This is a genomic window from Bradyrhizobium sp. AUGA SZCCT0158 (assembly GCF_018130065.1).
In the GTDB taxonomy this organism is placed as follows: Bacteria; Pseudomonadota; Alphaproteobacteria; order Rhizobiales; family Xanthobacteraceae; genus Bradyrhizobium.
This window is the reverse complement of sequence record NZ_JAFCME010000012.1, coordinates 14,808-39,319: the sequence shown is the minus strand read 5'-3', so window position 1 is coordinate 39,319 and position 24,512 is coordinate 14,808. Positions and strand designations below refer to the sequence as shown.

Genomic DNA, 24,512 nt, shown 5'->3' with positions numbered 1-24,512 from the left:
AGGCTTCAAGCGGCCGTGGAGGCCTTCTGCTGCTGCTTGGCGGCGGCGGCAGCCGCCTCGTCCTTGCGGATCTCCGACAGGCGCTTCTGCACTTCCGATGAGAAGATGTACTGCGCCGGACGCTGTTTATCGAGGTTGATCTCCGGCGCCATCGGACCTGATGTCCGGACGCCGCGCAGCGCTACCCACATCGCCTTCAACGGATTGACCAGCGCGGCATTGGCGGCGGTCGGCTCATAGCCGCAATGCGCCATGCAGTCGGCGCACTTCTCGTACTTGCCGGTGCCGTAGGTCTCCCAGTCGGTGGTCTCCATCAATTCCTTGAAGGTCTTGGTGTAGCCCTCGCCGAGCAGGTAGCAGGGCTTCTGCCAGCCGAAAATGTTGCGCGCCGGCATGCCCCACGGGGTGCATTCGTAGCTCTGGTTGCCGGCCAGGAAGTCGAGGAACAGGCCGGAATGCATGAAGTTCCACTTCTTGCCCTTGCCGAGGGCAAAGACGTCGCGGAACAGCTTCTTGGTCTTGGTGCGGTTGAGGAAGTGCTCCTGGTCCGGCGCGCGCTCATAGGCGTAGCCCGGCGACATCGAGACACCGACACCGAGTTCGGTGGTGAAGTCGAGGAACTTGGCGATCTCTTCCGCCGCGTGCCCGTCGAAGATCGTGGCGTTGACGTTGACGGTGAAGCCGCGCGCCTTCGCAGCCTTGATCGCCGAAACCGCGCGGTCGAACACGCCCTTCTGCGACACCGCCTTGTCGTGGTGGTCCTTCAGGCCGTCCAGATGCACCGAGAAGAACAAATAGGGCGAGGGCTCGAACAGATCGAGCTTCTTTTCCAGCAGCAGCGCGTTGGTGCAGAGCGAGACGAACTTCTTGCGCGCCACGAGGCCGCGCACGATTTCGCCGATCTCCTTGTGGATCAGCGGTTCGCCGCCGGGGATCGCCACCATCGGTGCGCCGCATTCATCGGCCGCGTCCCAGCACTCCTGCGCCGACATGCGGCGATTGAGGATCGCATCGGGATAGTCGATCTTGCCGCAGCCGACGCAGGCGAGGTTGCAGCGGAACAACGGTTCGAGCATCAGCACCAGCGGATAGCGCTTCCGGCCAAGCAGCTTCTGCTTGATCAGATAGCCGCCGATACGCAACTCCTTGAAGAATGGTATTGCCATTACAGGATTTCTTTCTGGACCTTAGTCGTCATAACTCGTGAATGGATCAGCCCGCAGTCAGTTCGGCTGGAAGCCGGAACTCGATATTTTCTTCCCTCCCAGGAAGCACCGACACCGTGACGGGTCCGATACGCCTCAAAGCCTCGATCACGTCGTCGACCAAAACTTCGGGCGCCGAGGCGCCCGCCGTAATGCCGACGGCTTTCGCATCCTTCAGCCAATCAGGGTTCAACTCGCTGCCATCGGCAATGAGATAACTCGCGACCCCGACCTCGGTGCCGATTTCGCGAAGCCTGTTTGAGTTGGAACTATTGGCGGCCCCCACCACCAAAATGACGTCCACCAGCTTGCTCAGGTCCCTTACCGCAGATTGGCGGTTCTGTGTCGCATAGCAGATATCCCGGATGTCGGGGCCTTGAATATCTGTAAAACGGGCCTGGAGGGCCGCAATTATGTCTTTTGTGTCGTCAACGCTGAGGGTGGTCTGGGTAATATAGGCCACCGGGGTGTCGACCGGGAGCGTCAGGGAGGCCACGTCGTCGACGTTCTGGACCAAAAGGACCGTCCCGGGAACCTGACCCATGGTTCCCTCGACCTCGGGGTGGCCGGCATGGCCGATCAGAATCAGGGCCCGGCCCTTCGACATATACCGTTTGCCCTGATTGTGGACTTTGGTGACGAGGGGGCAGGTGGCATTGAGGACGGGCAGGCCGCGGGCCGCAGCCTCTTCCTCGACGCTGCGGGCCACGCCATGGGCGCTGAACACGGTAACCGCGAGCGGGGGAACTTCCGACAGGTCCTCGACGAAGATCGCGCCCTTGTTCTTCAGGCTTTCGACCACGTATTTGTTATGCACGATCTCGTGACGGACATAGACCGGCGGACCGTATTTCTGCAGCGCGCGCTCGACGATCTCGATGGCACGCACGACGCCCGCGCAAAATCCGCGGGGCTGCGCAAGATATACTTCCATGGGACGCTCATTACCCAAGTTGCACCAAATTCATTCAAACGACTTCGTCCAGCCAGTCCCGGCCGAACAAACCGCAATAACCGCACCACCGTTCCGGGGGTAATCCACCCAAGCACATGGAAGCACAGGGCTTTGTGTCAAAAAATTAGCGTCTAGAAAAGCCGGAAGGCAAAAGGCCGTGTTCGGCTTGGGGTCGACCGAAGTATCATAATACCTGAATTAAGTGCCATACCTCACCGTTTCGTCACTTTCTTGCCCGCACCGGGCGTCTATATGGGGTTTCTCAATGCCATTTCGGCCCGTTTTGCCTTCTCTGAGCGGGCCTCTCTGACAGTAACCACAACAATAGATCGCCCGATGTAGATCGCCCCCGGGAACTCCGCTAGACAGCGGACGTTTTCGGCAAGCTCCCTATTAAGACTTAGAAAGAAATGATGTGCTGACCAGCCTGGTTGTCTCAATTGTTAGAACGTGCACGCGGTTTGCCACCCTCATCGTCGTCGTCTCGCTGCTCCTCGCGATTGGCGCGGGCTTCTATGCGGCTCGCAACTTCTCCATCAATACCGACATCAACACGCTGATTTCGCCCGACCTGGACTGGCGCAAGCGCGACAACCAGTTTGAGAAGGCGTTCGATCGCGAAAAGCTGATTTTGGCCGTCGTCGAGGCCCCGACCCCCGAACTCACCAGTGCCGCCGCCAAGGCGCTGGCCGACAAGCTTGCGGGCGATGCCAAGAATTTCGAATCGGTTCAGCCGCTCGGGTCCGGCGAGTTCTTCGAGAAGAACGGGCTGTTGTTCCTGCCCGTGGAGGAGGTCGGCAAGGTCGCCGGCCAGCTCGAGGCCGCCGCCCCGCTTATCGAAATCATGGCCGGCGATCCGTCGATCCGCGGTTTGACCGGCGCGCTGGAAACCGGCCTTGCCGGCATCAAGCGCGGCCAGGTCAAGCTCGACAACACGGAACGGCCCTTCAACCTGATCTCGCAGACCGTCGAGAACATCCTGAGCAAGGGAACGGCGACGTTCTCGTGGCGCGAACTCGTCAGCGACAAGCCGCTCGGCGATTCCGACAAGCGCGCCTTCATCGAGTTCAAGCCGAAGCTCGATTACAACGCGCTCGAGCCCGGCAAGGACGCCACGGACGCGATCCGGCAGGCGGCCAAGGAGCTGAATTTCGCGGGCGAGTATGGCGCGCGCGTGCGCCTGACCGGACCGGTTCCGATCGCCAATGAGGAATACGCCACCGTCCAGGATGGCGCGATCGTCAACGGCATCGGCACCGTCGTGATCGTGCTCGTGATCCTCTGGATGGCGCTGCATTCAGGCAAGATCATCTTCGCCGTGTTCGTGAACCTGTTCGTCGGCCTTGCCATCACCACCGCGGTCGGCCTGATGATGGTGGGTTCGCTCAATCTGCTGTCGGTCGCGTTCGCCGTGCTGTTCGTCGGCCTCGGCGTGGATTTCGGCATCCAGTTCAGCGTCCGCTACCGTTCGGAGCGCTTCAAGAACGATGATCTGGTGCTCGCGCTGGAGAGCGCGGCCCGCCGCTCGGCCGTCCCGCTGTCGCTCGCGGCGATGGCGACCGCCGCCGGTTTCCTGTGCTTCCTGCCGACCGACTACAAGGGCATTTCCGAACTCGGCAAGATCGCCGGCGCCGGCATGCTGGTGGCGTTCCTCACCAGCATCACGACGTTGCCGGCGCTGCTGACGCTGCTCAATCCTCCCGGTGAAAGCGAGCCGGTCGGCTATGCCTTCCTGGCGCCGGTCGACGACTTTCTCGAGCGGCATCGCGTCGTCATCATCGTCGGCACGATTTTGGTCTCGCTGGCCGGTCTGCCGCTGCTCTATTTCATGAAGTTCGACTTCAACCCGATCAATCTGCGCAACTCGCAGGTGGAGTCGATCGCGACCTTCCTCGACCTGCGCAAGGATCCGAACACCGGCGCCAACGCCATCAACGTGATGACGAATTCCGACGCCGACGCCAAGAAGATCGAGGCGAAGCTGGAGAAGGTACCGGAAGTGCTTCGCGTGATGTCGCTCGACAGTTTCGTGCCGGAGGATCAGCCGGCCAAACTGAAGCTGATCGCGCAGGCCGCCAAGGTGGTGGGCCCCGCGCTCAATCCGGATTCCGTCGATGCGGCGCCGACCGATGCCGAGAACGTCGAGGCGCTCAAGAGCTCGGTCGACAACCTGCGCAAGACCGCCGGCGACGGCAAAGGCCCGGGCGCGGTCGCGGCACGGCGGCTGGCCGATGCGCTGGCGAAGCTGGCCGAATCAACGCAAGCGGTCCGCGACAAGGCGCAGAGTGTTTTCGTCATCCCGCTCAAGATAACCTTCGACCAACTCAAGAACACGATGCAGGCCCAGCCGGTCACGTTGAAGACGTTGCCGCCCGAACTCGTGAGCAGCTGGAAGACCAAGGACGGCCTGATGCGCGTCGAGGCGCTGCCGAAGGGTGATCCGAACGACAATGAAGTCCTGCGCAAGTTTGCCGATGCGGTTCTCGCCGCCGAGCCGACTGCGATCGGCGGACCGGTCTCGATTCTCAAATCCGGCGATACCGTCGTCAAGGCATTCATCCACGCCGGCATCTGGGCGCTGATCGTGATCAGCGTGCTGCTCTGGCTGGCGCTGCGGCGGGTCACCGACGTGCTGCTGACGCTGGTGCCGCTGCTGGTGGCCGGCGCGGTGACGATGGAGATCTGCGTGCTGATCGGGCTGCCGCTCAACTTCGCCAACATCGTCGCGTGGCCGCTGATGCTCGGCATCGGCGTCGCCTTCAAGATCTATTACGTGACGGCATGGCGCTCGGGCAGAACCAACCTGCTGCAGACCAGCCTGACGCGCGCGATCTTCTTCAGCGCGCTGACGACCGCCACGGCTTTCGGAAGCCTGTGGCTATCCAGTCATCCCGGCACCGCCAGCATGGGTAAATTGCTGGCGCTGTCGCTCATCACCACGCTGGCGGCGGTGCTGCTGTTTCAGCCTGCGCTAATGGGAAAACCGCGCGATATCGGGGAGTAGGCAGATATCGCCGACGGTATCGGCGGCCGCCTGCTTCTGGCCGGCAACGGACTTTTGACCCGGCGCCGGGTTCACGGCACCGGTGGTCTTCGGCGCGGCGGTTGCCGCCGGCGAGCCGGGCGCGGGCGTCAGACCCGGCGCCGTCGCCGAGGCGCCAGCCTTCGGTGCGCCTGCCGGATTTTTCGGCGCGCCGCCTTTGGCCATGCTGTTGCTGGGGCTTGAGGGAATCGGCGGCCCGACGCGGGTCCAGGTCTCGCCGCCGCACAGGAAGCCGAGCACGCAGCCCTGAATCTCGAGCTGGTCGGTTCCGACAGGCTTGATGGTCGAGCTGTAAGACTGTCCGTCCTTGGCGTTGTAGACTTGGCCTTCCCACGCATCGACGCCGGGTTTCTTCTTCATGTTGATCAGGATCGGCATGCCGAGTGTCGGTCGGCTCTGCTTTGAGGCATCCGGATTATTCGCATCGCGGCCACCCGGCGTCTTCTCCCAGGCGACGGCACCCCACATGTTGCCGTTACATTGTGCTACGCGAATGTTGGCGACGCCGTCGGCCACTTTCCAATCGCCTGTGGGGTCGGCGGCCAGTGCGGAAGTAACACCTGTGGCAAAAAAGAATCCGGAAAAAACTATTCTGCGCGCGACAGTTCTTGGGCAGTGCAACATGGTTCGAACCTATGCTTATGTAGATTGTCCGAGAGGGGTCAAAACGCCGCATTGGGCGTTTTCAGTTGACGAAATGGCCATCAACCGACGTATGTAGCGAATGCTAAGTTCAAATCTAGACGTTTCCGAGATGTTTGTGGAGCGCCAGGCGCAGCGCAGTTCCATGCATTCGCGCCATTTGAACGAGCAGCTCGTCCGCGTGCTCAAGACCATTGGCTATGATGTCGGCTTTCAGAAGGGTCAAGGTCAATACCTGTTCGATCGTGACGGGGCCCGCTATCTCGATCTACTGAGCGGATTTGGCGTTTTTGCGATTGGCCGCAACCATCCGGCGTTGCGCCATGCGCTGAAAAGCGTGCTCGACGCCGATTTTCCGAATCTGGTGCAGCTCGACGTCTCGACGCTGGCCGGGGTGCTGGCCGAACGTCTGTTCGAACATGTTCCATATCTGGACAAGGTGTTTTTCGCCAATTCCGGCGCCGAAACCGTCGAGGCGGCGATCAAATTCGCCCGTGGCGCCACCGGGCGGCCCGGCATTGTCTCCTGTTCCCATTCCTTTCACGGATTGTCTTACGGCGCCTTGTCGCTGATGGATGATTCGAATTTCCGCAGCGGCTTCGAACCGCTGTTGCCGGGATGCACCCAAGTTCCGTTCAACGATCTCGCCGCCCTCGAACAGGCGCTGTCGTCGCGTCAGGTCGCCGCCTTCATCGTCGAGCCGATTCAGGGCAAGGGTGTCAACCTGCCCACCGACGAGTTTCTGCCGGGCGCGCTTGCGCTGTGCCGCAAGTACGGCACGCTGTTCATTGCCGATGAAATCCAGACCGGGATCGGTCGCACAGGCAAGTTTTTGGCGGTCGAGCACTGGAACGTCGAACCCGACATGGTGCTGCTGGCAAAAGCGCTGTCCGGCGGTCATGTGCCGGTCGGCGCGCTGCTGACGCGCAAGAGCATCTTCGACAAGATCTTCAATCAAATGGACCGCGCGGTCGTGCACGGCTCGACCTTTGCAAAGAACGATCTGGCGATGGCGGCCGGTATCGCCACGCTCGAAGTGATGAAGGCGGAAAAGCTGGTCGAGCAGGCCGCCAAGCGTGGCGCCGAACTTCGGCTCGCGCTGACGCGCATGGTGCCCGGCTACGAATTGCTGAAGGAAGTGCGCGGCAAGGGACTGATGATCGGTATCGAGTTCGGTCCGCCGAAATCGCTGCGGCTGAAAGCTTCCTGGAACGTGCTCGAGACCGCCAACAAGGGCCTGTTCTGCCAGCTCATCACGGTGCCGTTGTTCAAGGATCACAAAATCCTGACCCAGGTCTCCGGCCATGGCAGCCACACCATCAAGCTGCTGCCACCTCTTGTCATTACTGAAGAAGACTGCAGCTGGATCGAAAAGGCGTTCGACAACGTGATCGCCGCCAGCCACAAGGTGCCCGGCGCGATCTGGTCGCTCGGCAAGACTCTGGTCGACAACGCCGTGCGGAAGTCGGCGTAGCACCAACGCGCAACACACATCATTGTCATCGAGCAAGCGGAAGATTGCTTCTCAATTCCGCGCCGCGCGCATGCGTTTATGCCGCAGTTTCGGCCGATCCGCGCCATAGTATTCTCATCGCGGCAAATCACCAGGAGACGATCGATGCGCATTACCGGCGGCTGTCATTGCGGCGCGATCCGCTATCAGGTGGAAGGCGACCTGATCGTGCATGCGTTGTGCCATTGCGCGGATTGCCGGCGGCACGCCGGCGCGCCGATGGTCGGCTGGGCAATGTACGCCGAAGACGCGGTCAAGGTGACGCAGGGTGAACCCAAGGTCTACGCGTCTTCCGAATACGGCCGGCGGCATTTTTGCGCCAATTGCGGCACCGGGCTGTTCTACGTCAATGCGAACCTGCTGCCCGGGATCATCGACGTGCAAAGCGGCACCTATGACGATCCGGATGCCGTTCCTGTCATGGCGCACATCCAGGTCGCCGAGCGTATCGGCTGGATGGAGAAGGCGCACGAACTGCCATCGTTCGAACGATATCCTCCGCAGGCCTAGAGGCGGACAAGCGACAGGTTGCGGTCGCCCGCTACCCGTCTTGTCCTTCGAAGGCCGACAATGCCCGGAGCACGAGTTCGGGCGCTTCCTGCGCCACGCTGTGACCGGCGCCGTCGAACGTCCATTGGCTTGCGGCGGGAAGCAGCGCGAGCGCGCGTGACGCCATCTCCCGATAGAAGGACCAGGACTGCTCGGTGACGGCCACGCGCACCGGGCATTCGATCTCGGACAGCCACGCGAACGGATTGCCGCGCGCATCGCCCGCGTAAACCTGCTCCATCGCTTCCATGATCGGAAGCAGCACGGCTGATTCAATTTCAGGCGTGCAAAGCAGCCGGACCCGGCCATTGTCTTGCTGTGCGAAGCCGTACTGGATGTAGGCCCGCAGCGAATTCTCCGTCCATTTTGCAAAGGCAGGCGCGGCACGGTAACGCGCGAATGCGGCGTCGGCGCTTTCGAACTCGGCTTGCCGACGCAGCGCGCCGTGCACGGCGCTTTTGCCGAAATCGCTCAAGCCATCCGGTCGAGCCGCCCGCGGATCCATCACCGTCGGCTCCATCACGAACAGCCGTGCAAAGCGCGCAGGCATCAGTTTCGCCGCCAAGAGCAGATCGGTCGCGCCGGCGCTGTGTCCGATGCCGTAGATATCGGTGAGGTCGAGCGCCTCGACGACCCGGCACACATCCTCGGCAAAGTCCTGGAAGTGATAGCGGTTGGCCGCAGGCTTGTGGCTGTCGCCATGGCCGCGGCGGTCAAGCGCATAGACGGTGTAGTTCTGCGCGAGTTCGCGGGCGACGTCGTCCCAGACCTCGGCGACGAAACCGGTGCCGTGCAATAGAAGCGCAGGCGGCTTGCCTGAATCCTGTGTGCCCCATCGCGCCAGCGCGATGCGTGTCTCGTCGTCTCCGATCGAAATCCGCTGCGAACTCGTCAAGCGCGCGCATCCTCCAAAATCATGGTGGCGCCCTTTTCCGCGATCATCGCCGTCGGCGTATTCGTATTGCCTGACGTGATCGTCGGCATCACCGAGGCGTCGGCGACGCGCAAGGCGGCGATGCCGTGAAAGCGCAGGCGCGCGTCGACGACGGAGCTGGCATCAGACGCTGTGCCCATTTTCGCGGTGCCGACGGGATGGAAGATCGTGGTGCCGATATCGCCGGCGGCCTTTGCCAGCGACGCATCGTCGTCGCCCACTGAAGGACCGGGCAGATATTCCTGAGGGCGAAATCGCGCCAGCGCCTGCTGCTTCATCAGCCGGCGCGTGGTGCGGATGGCATCCGCGGCGACCTGACGGTCTTCATCGGTCGACAGATAGTTCGGCGCGATCGCGGGCGCCTTGTCGGCTTCTGCGGTGCGGATGCGCACGGTGCCGCGCGAGGTCGGCCGCAGATTGCAGGCGCTGACTGTGATGGCGGGGAAGCGGTGCAGTGGATCGCCGAATTTATCGAGCGACAGCGGCTGCACGTGGAACTGGATGTTGGCGCGCTCGCGATGCGGATCGGAGCGCGTGAAAATGCCGAGCTGCGACGGCGCCATGGTCAACGGACCGCGGCGACGGAACGCGTAATCGAGCCCCATCAGGCCGCGCCGGAACAGATTGTAATAGGTCTCGTTCAGGGTACGGACGCCCTCGACCTTGTAGATCGCGCGCTGCTGCAGATGGTCCTGCAGGTTGCGGCCGACGCCCTGACGATCGAGCGTGACGTCGATGCCAAGCGGCGACAGCCAGTCGGCGGGGCCAATGCCGGAACGGTGCAACACCTGCGTCGATCCGATGGCGCCGGCGCAGAGAATGACTTCGCCTTTGGTGCGGGCTTCGACGAGCTCGTTGCCCCGATAGAAGCGCACGCCGACGGCGCGGCCGTTCTCGACAATCAGCCGGTCGACCAGCACGTTCTTTTCCAGCCGCAGATTCTGGCGGTTCAAGACGGGTTTCAGAAAGCCCCGCGCCGAAGACCAGCGGCGGCCGCGCTTCTGGTTGACGTGGAAATAGCTGATGCCTTCATTGTCACCGGTGTTGAAATCGGGGATGCGGCGGATGCCCATCTGTTCGGCGGCGTCGCCGACCGCATCCAGCACTGCCCAGGACAGCCGCGGCGCTTCGATGCGCCAGCCGCCGCCCGCGCCATGATGTTCGCTCTTGCCGAGGAAATGATCCTCCAGCCGCAGGAAGTGCGGCAGCACGTCGTCATAGCCCCAGCCGGTGAGGCCGAGCTGACGCCAGTGATCGTAATCGGCGGCCTGGCCCCGCATCGAGATCATGGCGTTGATCGCCGACGAGCCGCCGATCACCTTGCCGCGCGGATAGGCCAGCGCGCGGCCGTTGAGGCCGGGCTCCGGTTCAGTCTTGAACATCCAGTCGGAGCGGGGATTGCCGATCGCGAAGAGGTAACCGACCGGGATGTGAAACCAGATCCAGTTGTCGTTGCCGCCGGCCTCCAGGATCAGCACGCGATTGCCGGGATCGGCCGACAGCCGGTTGGCCATGATGCAGCCGGCCGTGCCCGCGCCGACGACGATATAGTCGAAATCACCTTCAAGCCGCTTCATCATTGTTACCGCGCGACCCGCAACGCACGCAACGCCCGGGTCGAATTCGATCTGCAGGATTGGCCGCGCGTCACGTCCAGTGAACGGCGGTACCGTCGCGGACGATCAATAAACGAATCCGGGCAAAAGCGAACCCTTTCGTTTCGGCAGCGGGCGATTTCCGCCGCTCTATTGATGCCATTTCACCAAAGCGGGGTAATGGTGCGGCAGGCGCATCATCACGAGATCCTTTCGGCGAACGATGTTCGTCGGGTAGGGCGTATCGAGGTTCGTCGTATCGACGCTTGCCGCTGCAAATCCCTCATCGTCGAGGATGGCAGACTCCTGGCGTGGAAATGCAAACGCATCCGGGCCGAATACCGCGCTTTTTCCCAGGTAACCGCGATCGGGGTCGTAGACGTTCGCAAATGCAAAATAGACGTTGCTTTCGCCGCCGCGCACGCGAAAGGCGTGCCAATGGTGGGGATCGGCGCCGGTCGGGATCGGGTAGTTGTGGCGTATGCTGGTCCCCTCGTGCGCTCCGGTAAATTGGCCGGCAATGGCGGCCGGGCAAGCGACGAGGTCGCAGCCGAGCAGCGAGAGCGAACGCACCGCCTCGGGGAAAAGAGCATCGTGCCCGATCAGCAAGCCGACCCTTCCGATCGGAAGGTCGAACACCTTCCAGTCCGAGCCGGCGCTGGCCCAGGCCTTGTCGCGCGCATTCAGGTGAATCTTCCGGTAGCTGCCGACCAGCCCTTCGGGGCCGGCCAGAACGGCGGTGTTGAACAATCCTTCAGCGGCTCGCTCCGCGAAACCGGCGATGATGTGCACCCGCAACCGTGCCGCGAGGCGAACCAGACGCGTGACCGCCTGATCCTTGATGTCAAGCGCGCGGTGACCGGGTGCGCCGATCCCGGTCATCGACAATTCGGGGAATACAATGAGGTCAGGCTTTTCCTGAGCGACGGCCTCCCTGGCCAAAGCTTCGATGCGCGCAAGATTCTGCTCGACGTCGTCGGTCGGCGTAAATTGGACGACAGCGGCGCGCGATAATTGCCCGGGAGGCAGCGGCTGGTAGCCGTAGAGCTTGAAGAAGTCGCGCGGATTCCAGGTGAAGCTGTTGGTCATTAGGTTGGCATAAAGTTCGGGACGGCGGTCCTCGAAGATCGCTTCTGACAAAACCTGCCGCTTGCGCGCCCTGGTGAGATCAATCTCGCCGTGCACGATACCGTCGCCGCTATCCAGCACCGCCTGAACATTGCCGTCCGGTTCGATGATGCAGCTTCCGCCGCTGAATTGCACCGTGCGTTCGAGGCCCCAGCGGTTGCTCTCGATGACATAGCAGCCGTTTTCGAACGCGCGGTTGATCCAGTAAGGCGCCGGCGCCCGTTCCTGTAACCAGTTGCTGATGTGGCAGATCACATCGGCTCCAGCCAGCGCTTCCAGCCGCGCGGTCTCGAAGAAATGCAGGTCCATGCAGACCAGCAGCGCAATGCGTCCGATCTCGGTGTCGAACACGATGTGCGCGATGTCTCCCGACGCGGCCCATTTCGGTTCGGAAATATACGGATGCGACTTGCGGTGCTTGCCGACAACGCCTGACGGACCGATCAGAACTGCTGTGTTGTAGTAGAGGTCCGTGGAGGCATCGACCTCGGGCATGCCGACGACGATGTAGCAGCCGAATTGCTTTGCCAGCGAATGAAATACGTCGGTGGTCGGGCCGGGTACGGTTTCCACGAAAGGCTTCACTTCCGCCCGGTCATACCAGCAATAGCCGGTGGTTCCCATTTCGGGGGTGACGATCAGGCGCGCGCCTGCCGCCGCGGCTTCGCTCGTCATCTCCAGCAAGCGCCGGATGTTGCGCTGCTTTTCAAACATCGTCGGCTCGAACTGGATAGACGCCGCCTTGAAACGCTCTGATGCCATTGCCTTACCTCTGTCACGCCGCCACGGCGGATACCGAAACTTCCAGGATTCAAATCGCCATTCTCAGGTGCACAAGCTCTTCGGTGAGCTGCGATACCGGACCCTCCGCCACCACGCGTCCCTTTTCCATCATCGCGAACTGGTGCGACGCCCGGCGAACGAATTCGATGTTTTGCTCGACCAGCACGATGGTGAGGCCGATCTCGCGATTGAGGCGAATAATCGTCTGCTCGATTTCCTCGACGATCGACGGCTGGATTCCTTCATTGGGTTCATCAAGCAGAAGCACATCCGGTTCCGAGGCCAGCGCCCGGGCGATGGCCAGTTGCTGCTGCTGTCCGCCGGACAGCACGCCGCCTAGCCGGTCCATGTTCTGCAGCAGATACGGAAACAACTCGCCGACCAGCGCGGGAATGACGCGTCTGCCGTTGGTCCTGGCGAAGGTTCCGAGCAGGATATTTTCACGAATGGTGAAGTCCGGAATGATTTCGCGGCCCTGCGGCACATAGGCGAGGCCGGCGCGGGCGCGGCGGAAGGTCGGCTCATGGGTGATGTTCGTTCCGTCCAGCTCGATCTTTCCCGCGGTCTTGTCCGTCATGCCCATCAGGGTTTTCAGCAGCGTCGTTTTGCCAACGCCGTTGCGGCCGAGCACCGTGGTGATCCGCCCCTTGTCGAAGCTGAGCGTGACGTCATGCAGAACGTGGCTGCGCCCGTAGAAGCTGTGAAGGTTCGACAGGCTCAGCATCAGGAAATACTCCGCGATCCCAAATACGCCCGCCTGACGGCCTGGTCCGTTTCAATCGATGCAATGTCCCCTTCCGCCAGCACCTCGCCGAGATGCAGCACGGTGATGCGTTCCGCAATCTCGCGCACGAACGCCATGTCGTGTTCGACGACGAGCAGGGTGTGCCGGCCACGCATGCTGTTGATGATGGTTGCGGTCTTCCGGGTTTCGGCCGCCGTCATGCCCGCCGTCGGCTCGTCGAGCAGGATGACTTTCGGGTCCTGAAGCATCAGCAGGCCGAGCTCGAGCCATTGGGTTTGACCATGGCTCAGATAAGCGGCCGTCACGTCGGCCTTGTCCCGGAGATCGACGATGGCGAGCACCTCTTCGATCCTTGCGAGGGCATGCCTGGAAAAACCGAATCCGAGGTTCGCGAACACCGAGGGATTGCGGCAAGAGGCGACCTCGAAATTCTGACGGACGGTGAGTTCGCGGAACACGCTGGGAATCTGGAATTTCCTGCCGATCCCGGCCCGGGCAATCCGGTGCTCCTGCCAGTTCGTGATCTCGGTGTCGTGAAGGTGAATGTGTCCGCTGGTGCTGTGCGTGCGGCCGGAAATCAGGTCCATCAGCGTCGTCTTGCCGGCGCCGTTGGCGCCGAGCAAGACGCGCAATTCTCCCTCGGCAATCGTCATGGTGACGTTGTTGACGGCTTTGACGCTGCCAAAGCTGACTTCAAGCCCGTTGATCGTGAGCGCGGTGGCTGCCATGGCACTCACCCGCGCTCTGCAACGGCGTCGCGGCTCTCCGCCACCACCAGCCCTTCATCGGGGACGACCTCCGCGTTACGTGCCCGCCAGCGGTCGAGAAGATCGTGCGCAAATCCGCCAAGGCCCCGCGGCAGGTATAGCACCACGAGGACGAAGATCAGCCCGACCACCGCCTTCCAGACCTCCACCAACGCCTTGGTCTCGCTGACCTTGGCCTCGATCATGTTGATGAGGATGGCGCCAACGCAGGCCCCGAGGATCGAGGATCGTCCGCCCACCGCAGCCCACACCACCATCGTGATCGAGAACGACAGGTCCATGAAGGTCGGGGAGGCGAACTCCGACACCATCACATAGAGCATTCCCGCGAAGCCGCAGATCGCCGCCGACACCACGAAAAAGAAGATCTGGTAGCTCGGAACGTCCAGCCCGAGATAGCGCGCGCGGGTCTCGTCATCCCGCGTCGCCTGCAGGATCAGGCCGGCGCGTGTGCTGACCAGCAAACGCGCACCGACGAGAACCAGCGACAGCGCGATGGCGACCAGATAGTACGTCGCACGGCTGTAGGGGTCGAACTGAAACGCCCCGATCGTCAGCCAGGCGAGGTCGGTCAGTCCGTTGAAGCCGTTGGTCAGCGGCTGCGCATCGATGACGAGCAGGCGTATCAGCAACACCAGCGCCAGGGTGATGATCGAAACGAAGACGCCGGAAATTCTGTTACGGAACACGATCATTCCGGTGATGGTGGCAATCGCCACCGGCAACACGATGCCCATGGCCACGCCAAACCACTGGCTTTGAAACGGAAGCCAGATGAAAGAGCCCTTGTTGATGCAGCACAGTTGCGTCAGCGCGCCGGGCTCGGCGTTCCAGAGCATGAAGTCGGGGACCGGCTTGTCGGATCCCTGTTGCAGGCTGGTCGGGCTGGCAAGCTTCAGCGACATCGCCAGCATGTAGGCGCCGGCGCCGAAAAACAGTCCCTGACCCAGATTGAGGATGCCGGCGTAACCCCATGACAGCGCGACGGCGACGCCGAGCATGCCGAACACGAGGTATTTTGCGATCCGGTTCAGCCAGAACTCGTCCAGCATCAGCGGCGCCACCAGAATGGCGGCGACGAAGATCCCATAGAGCAGGAAATCGTATCTTTGCCTCGATGCCATGACTCTAGCGGCCCCTGAACGAGAAAAGGCCCTTGGGCTTCACGACAATGATGAGAATGACCACGCCGAATATCACGGCGCGGGCGATGGTGTCGTTCTTGAGCGCGGCCACCACGCTGTTGATCTCGCCGAGCAGTCCGGCTGACAGCACCGATCCCAAGAGACTTCCAACGCCGCCGACCACGACAACCAGGAAGCCATCGACCACCATGGGCGTGCCCATGTCGGGGAATACCGTCTTGAAACCCGACATCATGACGCCGGCTATTCCGGCGAGGCCCGAGCCAAAGGCGAAGGTGAGCGCATTGACGCGTGCGACATCGACGCCGCAGGCCGCCGCCATTTTCGGGTTCCGGATGATGGCGCGGACCTGCATTCCGATTGAGGTCCGCTGCAACAGAAGCCAGGTTACGGCCGCAAGGGCGGCGGTGACGACGATGATGAAGGCGCGATAGGTATTGATTTCCACTCCAGCCAAATGAAACGTGCCCTGCAGGGCTGCCGGCACCGGCACGTTCTGAAGGCCGGGCCCCAGGCCCTCGACGTGAATGCCGAAGAACGACAGGCCGAATTCAAGCCTGATCGCCTGCTGGATCAGGATGGCGACGCCCCATGTCGCCAGCAACGTATCCAGGAGCCTGCCATAGAGCCGGCGGACGATGACGCGCTCGATGACCAGGCCGACGATCGCGGTGACGACGAAGGCGATCGGAATGGCCATCACGATGTTGGCGTCCAGCCAGATGCGCGACAGTACGGCGGTGTAGGCGCCGAGCATCACCATCTCGCCATGAGCCATGTTGATGACGCCCATCGCGCCATAGGTGATCGCAAGTCCGAGCGCCACCAGCAGCAGGATCGAGCTCAGGCTGAGGCCGATAAACATCGTGTCTATCATGTCGTGTCTACTTTCGAGGGAGCCGGACCGTGCACCGAACATCTTCCAGCCAGGGCGCGTTGGGGTGGGAGGTGCGCCCCGGCTGGAATGTCTTTCGATGTGGCCGGGCTTGCTATTTCAGCTTGGCGGTTTCCAGCCCCTTCGCCGTGCAGAACAGATCGCTTTCAGTCTCGCCATAAGCCGAATAGGCGAGCGGCTTGATCGGCTCCGGCCAGGCGTCGACCACCTTGCTTTGGCCGTCCGGCTGCCACTGGCCGACCCGCGGCGTCAGCCAGCAATGCAGATTGTCGGCGTCGATTTTGACCTTGCCGCCCGGCGCGTCGTAGGTCTGGCCGCGGATGCCATCGCGAATGCCGTCCGCGGTAACCTGTCCCGACTTCTCGATCGCCTGCTTCCAGAGGAAAACCTGGAAATAGGCCGCCTCCAGCGAGTGGTAGGTCACCGCTTTCGGATCCTTGGTGAACTTTCTGAAGTCGTCGATGAACTTCTTGTTGGCCGGCGTGTCGATCGACATGAAATAGGGGAACGACGTGTAGCTGCCGGCGGCGTATTCGGGGCCCATCGCCGCGATCTCGATTTCGGAAGTGACCGTCGCGCAGATCGGGATCGTCGCCTGCGAGAGCCCTTGATTCTTGAACTCCCGGTAGAACGCGATGATGGAATCGCCGACCACGTTGGAAAGCACGACGTCCGCGCCCGAATCCTTGATCTTCTTGACCATGCTCGCCCATTCGGAATGGCCGAGTTCGAGATACTCGTCGCCGGTCCATTGCGCGCCGGCGGCCTCGATCAGCTTCTTGCTGACTTTCGCCATCTCGCGCGGATAGACGTAGTCCGATCCGACGATGAAGAATTTCTTCTTGCCGAGCGTCTTGGCGATCCACGGAATATACTTCCCGAGCTGCTGGTTCGGGACCGCGCCGGAATAGACGACATTGCGCGAACACTCGAACCCCTCGTAGTGGGTCTGGTAGACCAGCATGGCGTTGCGCCGTTCGAAGATCGGCAGCACCGCCTTGCGGCTGGCCGAGGTGTGGCATCCGAACACGGTTGCCACGCGATCCTGAATGACGAGCTTGGAAGCTTTTTCGTTGAAGGTTTTTGGGTCGGACGCGCCGTCCTCGACGATGACTTCGACCTTCCGGCCGAGCACGCCACCTGCCGCATTGATCTCGGATACGGCCATCTGCACCGCGCTCGCCAGCAGCTTCTCGACGATCGACAGGCCGCCGGTCTGTGAGTAGAGCGCGCCGACCTTGATCGGGTCGGCTGCAAAGGCCTGCCGGATGACGGAAGGCGATGCGATCGCTGCCGAAGTGATCGCCGCCGTCTTTAAAAAGTCACGTCTGTTGAAGGACATCTTGTTCCCCTGGTTTGTGCAAAGCTTCGGGCACTGCTGAAAAGACTCAGCGTGATGACTGGTTTGGGAAGACGCTGACGTCTCTGTCAGCCGGCAACAAAAAACCCGCAGGACCGGGTCAACGGTCTGCGGGCAACTCTGCCACCTGCGGTTCGGAGAACATTCCGCCGCTACGTCAAGACGTGGCCTCGTTGTGAGGGGACGTCCTGACGGCGCCCATGAGGGGCACTATCAACGTCAATATGCTAATCTGCTCTCGCAATCATTTGCAAGCCTAATCTGCTTGCGCTCTGCTGCGTAAAATATCTTCCGACCTGATGATCAGATTGGCAACCTCGTCTACTGGCACGCGGCTCGCCATCGCTCGATTTCGTATCTCGTGATAGGCCTCAGCCTCGCTGAGCCTGCTGCTCGACATCAGGATCGCTTTTGCCTTTGCCATTCTTTGATCGCCAAGCAGCCGGCGCTTGTACTTGCGCGCTTGCTTGCTGAGCGCCTGTTGCTGCAGCCAGAGATTTCGCGCGATCGCCAGGTTTGTCAGCAGCCCGAACGGTTTCAGCGGCCGTTCGATGACGGCCAGTGCGCCGCTTTCGAGAACGATCTGCAGCGTCGATGGATTTTCGTATGAGACGATCGCCAGGATGGTCGGCGCCGGCTGCGCGATGGATTTGAGCAGCCGTTCGGTTTCGGGGCGCGTCTCGTCGTCGATTGAAAGAAACAGCACATCCGTATGCGCAGGCAGTTCGATGGGGACGGGCCAGCGGCAATTCACCGTGCATCCGATCCGCCGCAGATGATCGACCAGAAACTCTCCCTCAGTGTCCAAAGGGTGAATGACGAGAACGTTGAGGTCCCGCAGATCTTTCAACAGCGCGACGGACACTTGAACGGCTCCCTACATTCGCACGGGCTGCGGCACGGGTTCGGATGAACCCAGCCGATGCTCCAGCATGAAGGGGTCGGGCTGAACCCGGGCCGTGGGTTCGTGCACGATTTCGTATTCGCCACGCGCATTGACCTTGGCAACGCGGGGCCACAGATGCGTATGGTTGTTGCGCCGTTCGATCTTCACATTTCCTTGCGGGGCCTCGAATTCCACCTCATAGAGCGCCGGCAGCAGTTCGCTGTAGCGATCGCTGCCCGCCCGTTCCAGCGCGGCGGCATAAAGGAAGACCTGAAAATACGCGGCTTCCGCCGGCGCAGTCACCGGCGTATCCGGTCCGCAGGCCTCGCGGCAAGCCCGGACGAATGCCTGCGCCTGCGCACTGCCGAGCGTCGAGAAGAACGGCGCGGCGGTGATATGCCCGCGGATCACCTCCGGCGCCATCTGGACGAGATCGGCCTCGCTGGTTGACAGGCTTGCGACCGGCGTTTTGGACATGTCGAGGCCGGACTGAACCAGCGCGTTGAAGCACGGAATGATGCCCGCGCCGACGATGGTCGAATAGATGACATCCGGCTGGCTGGCTTTGACGCGCTGGATGATCTTTTCGATATGAAGCGGCGTTAATTCCAGCGGCACGTAAAGCTCGTCAAGGACCTCGCCGCCGGCCTGAAGAAACAGATCGGCAATGATGCGATTTGATTCGTAAGGGTAAACGTAGTTCGAGCCGACCAGGAAGACCCGGCGGCCGTAATTGTTGGTGAGATAGTCGACAAGCTGGACCGAGTTCTGGTTGGGAGAGGCCCCGGTGTAAATGCAATTGCGCGAATATTCGAAGCCTTCATACAGCGTGGGATAGAACAGCAGGGCGCCTCGCGCTTCAATGACGGGGAGCGCCGCCTTGCGCGTGCTGGACATATGGCAGCCGAAGATCATGCGGACATGATCTTCATCGCACAGCCTGACGGCCAGCTCGCGGTATTGCTGCGGGATCGAGCCGGGGTCGTAGCAGATCGGCTCGATCGGCTTGCCGCGCACGCCGCCGGCGGCATTGATCTGCTGGATTGCCAGCAGGGTCGCCGCGCGTTGCGTTCTCTCGATCGCAGCGGTGACGCCGGTTTCGGAAAACAAAACGCCTACTCGCCAGCTGCCTGCGTCCATTGCCATCCGTCCAAAAAACAAAAAGCTCCCGCCCGTTGCCGGTCGAGAGCTACCCTGCTCATGAGGTACGGCCAAACCTGCCGTTACGACGGCCAGTCATGCCGTCGCGAGGAGCTTAGCGAGTTCAGGTCGGGCTGGCAACGCCAGTTTGCCGAGGGGATGTTTGGGTGGTTCGCCTCTTGCATGCTACAGAGCCACAAGCGTTCAACCAGAAAACGATCAGTTCCATGCCCATTGTCAACCGCGTCGCCGATCTGCAACCCGATATCCAGGCCTGGCGTCGCGATATCCATCAACACCCGGAGCTGTTGTACGAGGTGCACCGCACGGCGGCGCTGGTGGCGGACCGTTTGCGGGAATTCGGTTGCGACGAGGTGGTCACCGGTCTCGGCCGCACCGGCGTGGTCGGCGTCATCAAGGGCAACAGGCCCGCCGGCAAGGGTGAGGTGAAGGTGATCGGGCTGCGCGCCGACATGGATGCGCTGCCGATCGAGGAAGCGACCAACCTGCCTTATGCTTCGAAGAATCCGGGCCTGATGCACGCCTGCGGCCATGACGGCCACACCGCCATGCTGCTCGGGGCGGCGCGCTATCTCGCCGAGACACGCAATTTCGCCGGCGATGCTGTCGTGATCTTCCAGCCGGCGGAAGAGGGCGGCGCGGGGGCCGTCGCGATGATCGAGGACGGGCTGATGGACCGTTTCGGCATCGAGCAGGTCTACGGCATGCACAACGGGCCGGGCATTCCGGTCGGCAGCTTCGCCATTCGCCCCGGTCCGATCATGGCCGGAGGTGACGCCGTTGCCATCCGGATCGAGGGCCACGGCGGGCACGCCGCGCGTCCGCACAAATGCATCGATTCCGTGCTGGTCGGCGCGCAACTGATCAATGCGCTGCAGTCGATCGTGTCGCGCAGCGTCGATCCCCTGGAATCGGCCGTGATTTCGATTTGCGAATTTCACGCCGGCCATGCCCGCAACGTGATCCCGCAAACCGCTGAACTGGCAGGCACCGTTCGTACCCTGAACGCTGAAGTGCGGAAACTGGTGGAAAAGCGCGTGCGCGAGGTCGTCGCAGGCGTAGCGCAGGTCACGGGGGCGAAGATCGACCTGACCTACAACCGCGGCTACCCGGTGACGGTCAATCATGTCCCGCAGACCGACGTCGCCGTCCGGGCCGCCCGGGAAATTGCCGGCGACGCCAACGTGAACGAGATGCCGCCGCTGATGGCCGGCGAGGATTTCGCCTTCATGCTGGAACAGCGGCCAGGTGCGCTGATCTTCTGCGGCAACGGCGACAGCGCGGGGCTGCATCACCCCGAATACAATTTCAACGACGAGGCCCTCGTATTCGGCACGTCATACTGGATCAAGCTGGTCGAGAACACGCTGGCGGCGTGAGGCCCGCTCCCTCTGGTGCTCCTGTTTCCGAGCTGCACCGCAACAATGGCGGCCATGCCTGAAGACTGCCGGCACGAACAGCGTTGTGGTCGGCAAGCCCGGCCCCGACCGGACCCCCTTGGCAAGCGCTCCGGATGGATAGGGCCTCTGCGGCAGAGGGGTGGGTGGAGCTCGTCTTGCATGCTAGACAGGCGAGCCTTCAACCCGGAAGCAGAGAATTTGCAATGCCCATTGTCAATCGTGTCGCCGACCTTCAACCCGATATTCAGGCCTGGCGCCGCGATATCCATCAACACCCCGAATTGCTGTATGACGTGCACCGCACTGCGGCATTCGTGGCGGACCGGTTGCGCGAATTCGGCTGCGACGAGGTCACGACCGGCCTCGGCCGTACCGGCGTGGTCGGCGTCATCAAGGGCAAGAAGCCAGCCGGCAAGGGCGATATCAAGGTGATCGGGCTGCGCGCCGACATGGACGCGCTGCCGATCGAGGAGGCGACCAACCTGCCTTACGCTTCCAGGAATCCCGGCAAGATGCATGCCTGCGGCCATGACGGCCACACCGCGATGCTGTTAGGGGCCGCCCGCTATCTCGCCGAGACCCGCAATTTCGCCGGCGATGCGGTCGTGATCTTCCAGCCCGCCGAAGAGGGGGGCGCGGGCGCCGACGCGATGATCAAGGACGGCCTGATGGACCGTTTCGGCATCGAGCAGGTCTTTGGCATGCACAATGGTCCGGGCATTCCGGTCGGCAGCTTCGCCATTCGCACCGGTCCGATCATGGCGGCGACCGATGAGCTCGACATCAAGATCACCGGCCTTGGCGGCCACGCGGCACGCCCGCACATCTGCATCGATTCCGTGCTGGTTGGCGCACAGGTGGTCACCGCGCTGCAGTCGATCGTGTCGCGCAGCATCGATCCGCTGGAGTCGGCGGTGATTTCGGTCTGCGAGTTCCAGGCTGGCCACGCCCGCAACGTGATTCCGCAAACCGCCGAATTACGTGGCACGATCAGGACGTTGACTCCGGAAGTTCGTGCATTGGTCGAAAAGCGCGTGCACGAAGTGGTTGCTGGCGTGGCGCAGATCACCGGCGCCAAGATCGACCTCACCTACAAGCGTGGTTATCCCGTGACGGTGAACCATGCTTCGCAAACCGAGTTCGCCACGCGGATCGCGAGGGAGATCGCGGGCGAGGCCAATGTGCATGAGACCCCGCCGCTGATGGGCGCGGAGGACTTTTCCTACATGCTGGAAGCGCGGCCGGGCGCGTTCATCTTCTGCGGCAATGGCGATACCGCGGGCCTGCATCACCCCGAATACAATTTCAACGACGAGGCGATCGTCCACGGCACGTCGTACTGGATCAAGCTGGTGGAGAACGCGATGCCGGCGTGACGGCCAACGGCTTGATGATGTTTCGCAAGAACTTGAGAGAACGCCTGCATGTCCATGCAGGCGTTTTGTTTTTTGGCGAAATGATTGAGGGGAGACGAAGGAGATACTGGTTCGCGTGAAACATGACGCGGTATGAAATCGCGAGCTTCGGTTCAGCTTGAACCGATCATGCCCGAATTTCCTTACGCGTTGGTTTAGCGGCTGGAGTGGATTGGTCCGGCGCCGGATTGCCCGCCAGCCCCTTCGGGAAATTGGGCTTTCTAGGGACCGACGGTTCTGCACTTGATCGTTTGAGTTTCGGCGCTGCTGGAATTCGCAGGCCGAAACCCCCGGCCATGCTGTGGCAGCCCGTAGGGCTGGAAAACCAATCCTCCGGAGCGCATAATTGAAGGATACTTCAAAAGGCTCCCGGTATGACGAACTACCCCAGAGGGATGTTTCTCTACGATGAGAAGCTCGTCATGGTGCGCTACGAAAGGAGCTCCATGATCCTGCCCAAGGATCAATATGAGGAGCGGTCTTACTTGCCCAAGATCGTCGATCTGCCGAGTCGGAACGATTGGCTAAAGCAATTTGGCCCAGATGGTGAATACACTGACTCCCAAGCGGAGTAATAGGCGCCATTCTTCAAACTGACCTGGATTTTGCAGCACGCAAAAAAAGCCCGCGCCGGAGGCGCGGGCTTTTCTATTGCGTTGCAGCGGAAAAACAGGCCGCTGACGTCTCTCGTGTCGTCAGAAAATATACGAGAACAGCACGTAGAGGCTGGCCGACAGCATGATCGCGGCCGGCAGCGTCAGCACCCAGGCCATCAGTAGGTTGCGGATGGTGGCTAGCTGCAGGCCGGAACCGTTAGCCGCCATTGTTCCGGCGACACCCGACGACAGCACGTGGGTGGTCGAGACCGGCAGGCCGAAGATGTCGGCGGCGCCGATGGTGCCGGCGGCAACGAGTTCGGCGGAGGCGCCCTGCGCGTAGGTCAGGTGGGTCTTGCCGATCTTTTCGCCGACGGTGATGACGATGCGCTTCCAGCCGATCATGGTGCCGAGGCCGAGCGCGATCGCGACCGCGATCTTGACCCAGGTCGGGATGAACTTGGTGGCGCTGTCGAGCGAGGCCTTGTAGGCGTTGAGGGTGGCGACCTCTTCCTTCTTGAGGTCGTTTTCCTTGTCCTTCATCAAAAAGCGGATCGCTTCCGAGGTCAGGTACATGTCGTTACGGGTGTTGCCGACGGCTTCAGCCGGCACCTTGTTGAGCGAGCCGTATTTCTGCACCTGGTCGCCGACATCCTTCACCAGCGCGGCCAGCGACGGGTAAGTGCCTTCGCTGATCTTGCGTGCGGCGACATATTGCGTCACCGCCGGGCGGGGATCGCCGATGATGCTGTGGCCGGCGCCCCTGGCGGCGATCACCTTCGAGGCCGCCTCGGAGGTCTTCTGGAACTGGACGATCTGCGATTCCGGCAGCGCGCGGTTCAGCGCGTAGGCGGTCGGCACGGTGCCGATCAGGATCAGCATGATCAGGCCCATGCCCTTCTGGCCGTCGTTCGAGCCATGCGCGAAGCTGACGCCGGTACAGGTGGCGATCAGGATGCTGCGGATCCACAGCGGCGGCGGCTTGTTGCCTTCGGGTGCCGAATAGAGCGCGGGGTTGCGCACGATGAACTTCAGGACCAGGAGCAGGATGGCGGCCATGCAGAAACCGAACAGCGGCGACAGCAGCAGCGCGTAACCGATTTCGGTGGCCTTGGTCCAGTCGACGCCCGAGGTGCCGTCGCGGCCGCGCATGACAGCGTTGGCGATGCCGACGCCGATGATCGAACCGATCAGGGTATGCGAAGAGGAAGCCGGCAGGCCCAGCCACCAGGTGCCGAGGTTCCACACGATCGCGGCGATCAAGAGCGCGAACACCATCGCAAAGCCGGCGCTGCTTCCGACCTGCAGGATCAGTTCGACGGGCAGCAGCGAGACAATACCGAACGCGACCGCGCCCGAGGACAGCAGCACGCCGAGGAAGTTGAAGAAGCCCGACCACATCACGGCAAATTCGGCCGGCAGCGAGTGGGTGTAGATCACGGTCGCGACCGCATTGGCGGTATCGTGGAAGCCGTTGACGAACTCGAAACCGAGCGCGATCAAGAGCGCGATCAGCAGCAGGATGTAGGGCAGGTAGGTCGTCACCTTGGCGCCGGTGGCTTCGACGTCGACATAGATGCTGTAGACCACGAACAAGAACCCGGCAGCGAGAATGCCGAAAAACAGGATCATCGTGAGCGGATTGAAACCCTTGTCGAGATTGGGCCTCGAAGCCGGCTGGATCGGTGCCCCGATCGATGAATTGAGCGTCATATCGGTCATGGCAAACCCCCTGAAATACTAACGGCGGTTAATCTTTGACCGATGGAGTTGAAGCTTAGATGACAGGATGTCG

Annotated in this window: 19 protein-coding genes; 5 read left to right on the top strand and 14 right to left on the bottom strand. The window is 61.9% G+C overall.

The genetic code is table 11. The features are described from left to right. Positions 1 to 5: 5 nt before the first annotated feature. Positions 6 to 1,166, bottom strand: a complete 1,161-nt coding sequence (hpnH, locus tag JQ574_RS18600; protein ID WP_192737364.1) for an adenosyl-hopene transferase HpnH — start codon at positions 1,164 to 1,166, stop codon at positions 6 to 8. Between the two features lie 46 nt (positions 1,167 to 1,212). Then, positions 1,213 to 2,139: a 4-hydroxy-3-methylbut-2-enyl diphosphate reductase gene (gene ispH / locus JQ574_RS18595; protein ID WP_212033344.1), complete on the bottom strand. Its 927-nt coding sequence runs from the start codon at positions 2,137 to 2,139 to the stop codon at positions 1,213 to 1,215. Between the two features lie 436 nt (positions 2,140 to 2,575). Between ispH and JQ574_RS18590 the strand changes: the two genes are divergently transcribed. Then, entirely contained in the window at positions 2,576 to 5,164 is a 2,589-nt protein-coding gene (locus JQ574_RS18590; RefSeq protein WP_212205201.1) for an MMPL family transporter, read from the top strand. Here the strand turns inward: JQ574_RS18590 and JQ574_RS18585 are convergent. Then, positions 5,132 to 5,827, bottom strand: a complete 696-nt coding sequence (locus tag JQ574_RS18585) for a DUF2147 domain-containing protein (RefSeq protein ID WP_212205203.1) — start codon at positions 5,825 to 5,827, stop codon at positions 5,132 to 5,134. The two genes, JQ574_RS18590 and JQ574_RS18585, sit on opposite strands and share 33 nt — an antisense overlap. 100 nt (positions 5,828 to 5,927) lie before the next feature. On the opposite strand from JQ574_RS18585, the gene hpnO reads away from it, so the two are divergent. Beyond that, positions 5,928 to 7,319 carry an aspartate aminotransferase family protein gene (gene hpnO, locus JQ574_RS18580; protein ID WP_212205211.1) on the top strand — a complete coding sequence of 464 codons (1,392 nt, stop codon included), beginning with the start codon at positions 5,928 to 5,930 and terminating at the stop codon, positions 7,317 to 7,319. Positions 7,320 to 7,463: 144 nt separating this feature from the next. After that, positions 7,464 to 7,868: a GFA family protein gene (locus tag JQ574_RS18575; RefSeq protein WP_212205213.1), complete on the top strand. Its 405-nt coding sequence runs from the start codon at positions 7,464 to 7,466 to the stop codon at positions 7,866 to 7,868. 31 nt (positions 7,869 to 7,899) lie between these two features. Here the strand turns inward: JQ574_RS18575 and JQ574_RS18570 are convergent, their stop codons facing one another. From JQ574_RS18570 to JQ574_RS18525, 10 genes are all read right to left on the bottom strand, one after another. Next, positions 7,900 to 8,802: an alpha/beta fold hydrolase gene (locus JQ574_RS18570; protein WP_212205215.1), complete on the bottom strand. Its 903-nt coding sequence runs from the start codon at positions 8,800 to 8,802 to the stop codon at positions 7,900 to 7,902. Next, on the bottom strand, positions 8,799 to 10,421 hold the full coding sequence (locus tag JQ574_RS18565) for a GMC family oxidoreductase (RefSeq protein ID WP_212205217.1): 1,623 nt from the start codon (positions 10,419 to 10,421) through the stop codon (positions 8,799 to 8,801). Before JQ574_RS18565 ends, JQ574_RS18570 begins: the two co-directional genes overlap by 4 nt. Positions 10,422 to 10,586: 165 nt before the next feature. Further along, positions 10,587 to 12,326: a nitrilase-related carbon-nitrogen hydrolase gene (locus tag JQ574_RS18560; RefSeq protein WP_212273605.1), complete on the bottom strand. Its 1,740-nt coding sequence runs from the start codon at positions 12,324 to 12,326 to the stop codon at positions 10,587 to 10,589. 49 nt (positions 12,327 to 12,375) lie between these two features. Beyond that, a complete protein-coding gene (gene urtE, locus JQ574_RS18555) occupies positions 12,376 to 13,071 on the bottom strand; it encodes an urea ABC transporter ATP-binding subunit UrtE (protein WP_212205227.1) in 696 nt (231 codons plus the stop codon). Beyond that, positions 13,071 to 13,820: an urea ABC transporter ATP-binding protein UrtD gene (urtD, locus tag JQ574_RS18550; protein WP_212273604.1), complete on the bottom strand. Its 750-nt coding sequence runs from the start codon at positions 13,818 to 13,820 to the stop codon at positions 13,071 to 13,073. Before urtD ends, urtE begins: the two co-directional genes overlap by 1 nt. Positions 13,821 to 13,825: 5 nt before the next feature. Then, complete coding sequence (gene urtC, locus JQ574_RS18545) at positions 13,826 to 14,983, bottom strand: urea ABC transporter permease subunit UrtC (protein WP_212205231.1); 1,158 nt, start codon at positions 14,981 to 14,983, stop codon at positions 13,826 to 13,828. A gap of 4 nt (positions 14,984 to 14,987) precedes the next feature. Continuing rightward, complete coding sequence (urtB, locus tag JQ574_RS18540) at positions 14,988 to 15,881, bottom strand: urea ABC transporter permease subunit UrtB (protein WP_212205233.1); 894 nt, start codon at positions 15,879 to 15,881, stop codon at positions 14,988 to 14,990. 112 nt (positions 15,882 to 15,993) lie between these two features. Continuing rightward, on the bottom strand, positions 15,994 to 17,241 hold the full coding sequence (locus JQ574_RS18535; RefSeq protein ID WP_212205235.1) for a transporter substrate-binding domain-containing protein: 1,248 nt from the start codon (positions 17,239 to 17,241) through the stop codon (positions 15,994 to 15,996). Positions 17,242 to 17,515: 274 nt separating this feature from the next. Beyond that, on the bottom strand, positions 17,516 to 18,124 hold the full coding sequence (locus tag JQ574_RS18530; protein ID WP_212273603.1) for an ANTAR domain-containing protein: 609 nt from the start codon (positions 18,122 to 18,124) through the stop codon (positions 17,516 to 17,518). Positions 18,125 to 18,136: 12 nt separating this feature from the next. Next, complete coding sequence (locus tag JQ574_RS18525; protein ID WP_212205245.1) at positions 18,137 to 19,285, bottom strand: transporter substrate-binding domain-containing protein; 1,149 nt, start codon at positions 19,283 to 19,285, stop codon at positions 18,137 to 18,139. 227 nt (positions 19,286 to 19,512) lie between these two features. Here JQ574_RS18525 and JQ574_RS18520 point away from each other — a divergent pair, with 227 nt between their 5' ends. Together JQ574_RS18520 and JQ574_RS18515 are read left to right on the top strand one after the other, a co-directional pair. Next, positions 19,513 to 20,685, top strand: coding sequence for a M20 aminoacylase family protein (locus JQ574_RS18520; protein ID WP_212205247.1), 1,173 nt, complete (start codon positions 19,513 to 19,515; stop codon positions 20,683 to 20,685). 224 nt (positions 20,686 to 20,909) lie between these two features. Then, positions 20,910 to 22,082 (top strand): M20 aminoacylase family protein, encoded by a 1,173-nt coding sequence (locus JQ574_RS18515; protein ID WP_212205249.1) that lies wholly within the window; start codon positions 20,910 to 20,912, stop codon positions 22,080 to 22,082. Positions 22,083 to 22,816: 734 nt separating this feature from the next. Here the strand turns inward: JQ574_RS18515 and JQ574_RS18510 are convergent. Further along, a complete protein-coding gene (locus JQ574_RS18510; RefSeq protein ID WP_212383766.1) occupies positions 22,817 to 24,439 on the bottom strand; it encodes an inorganic phosphate transporter in 1,623 nt (540 codons plus the stop codon). Positions 24,440 to 24,512 lie beyond the last annotated feature (73 nt).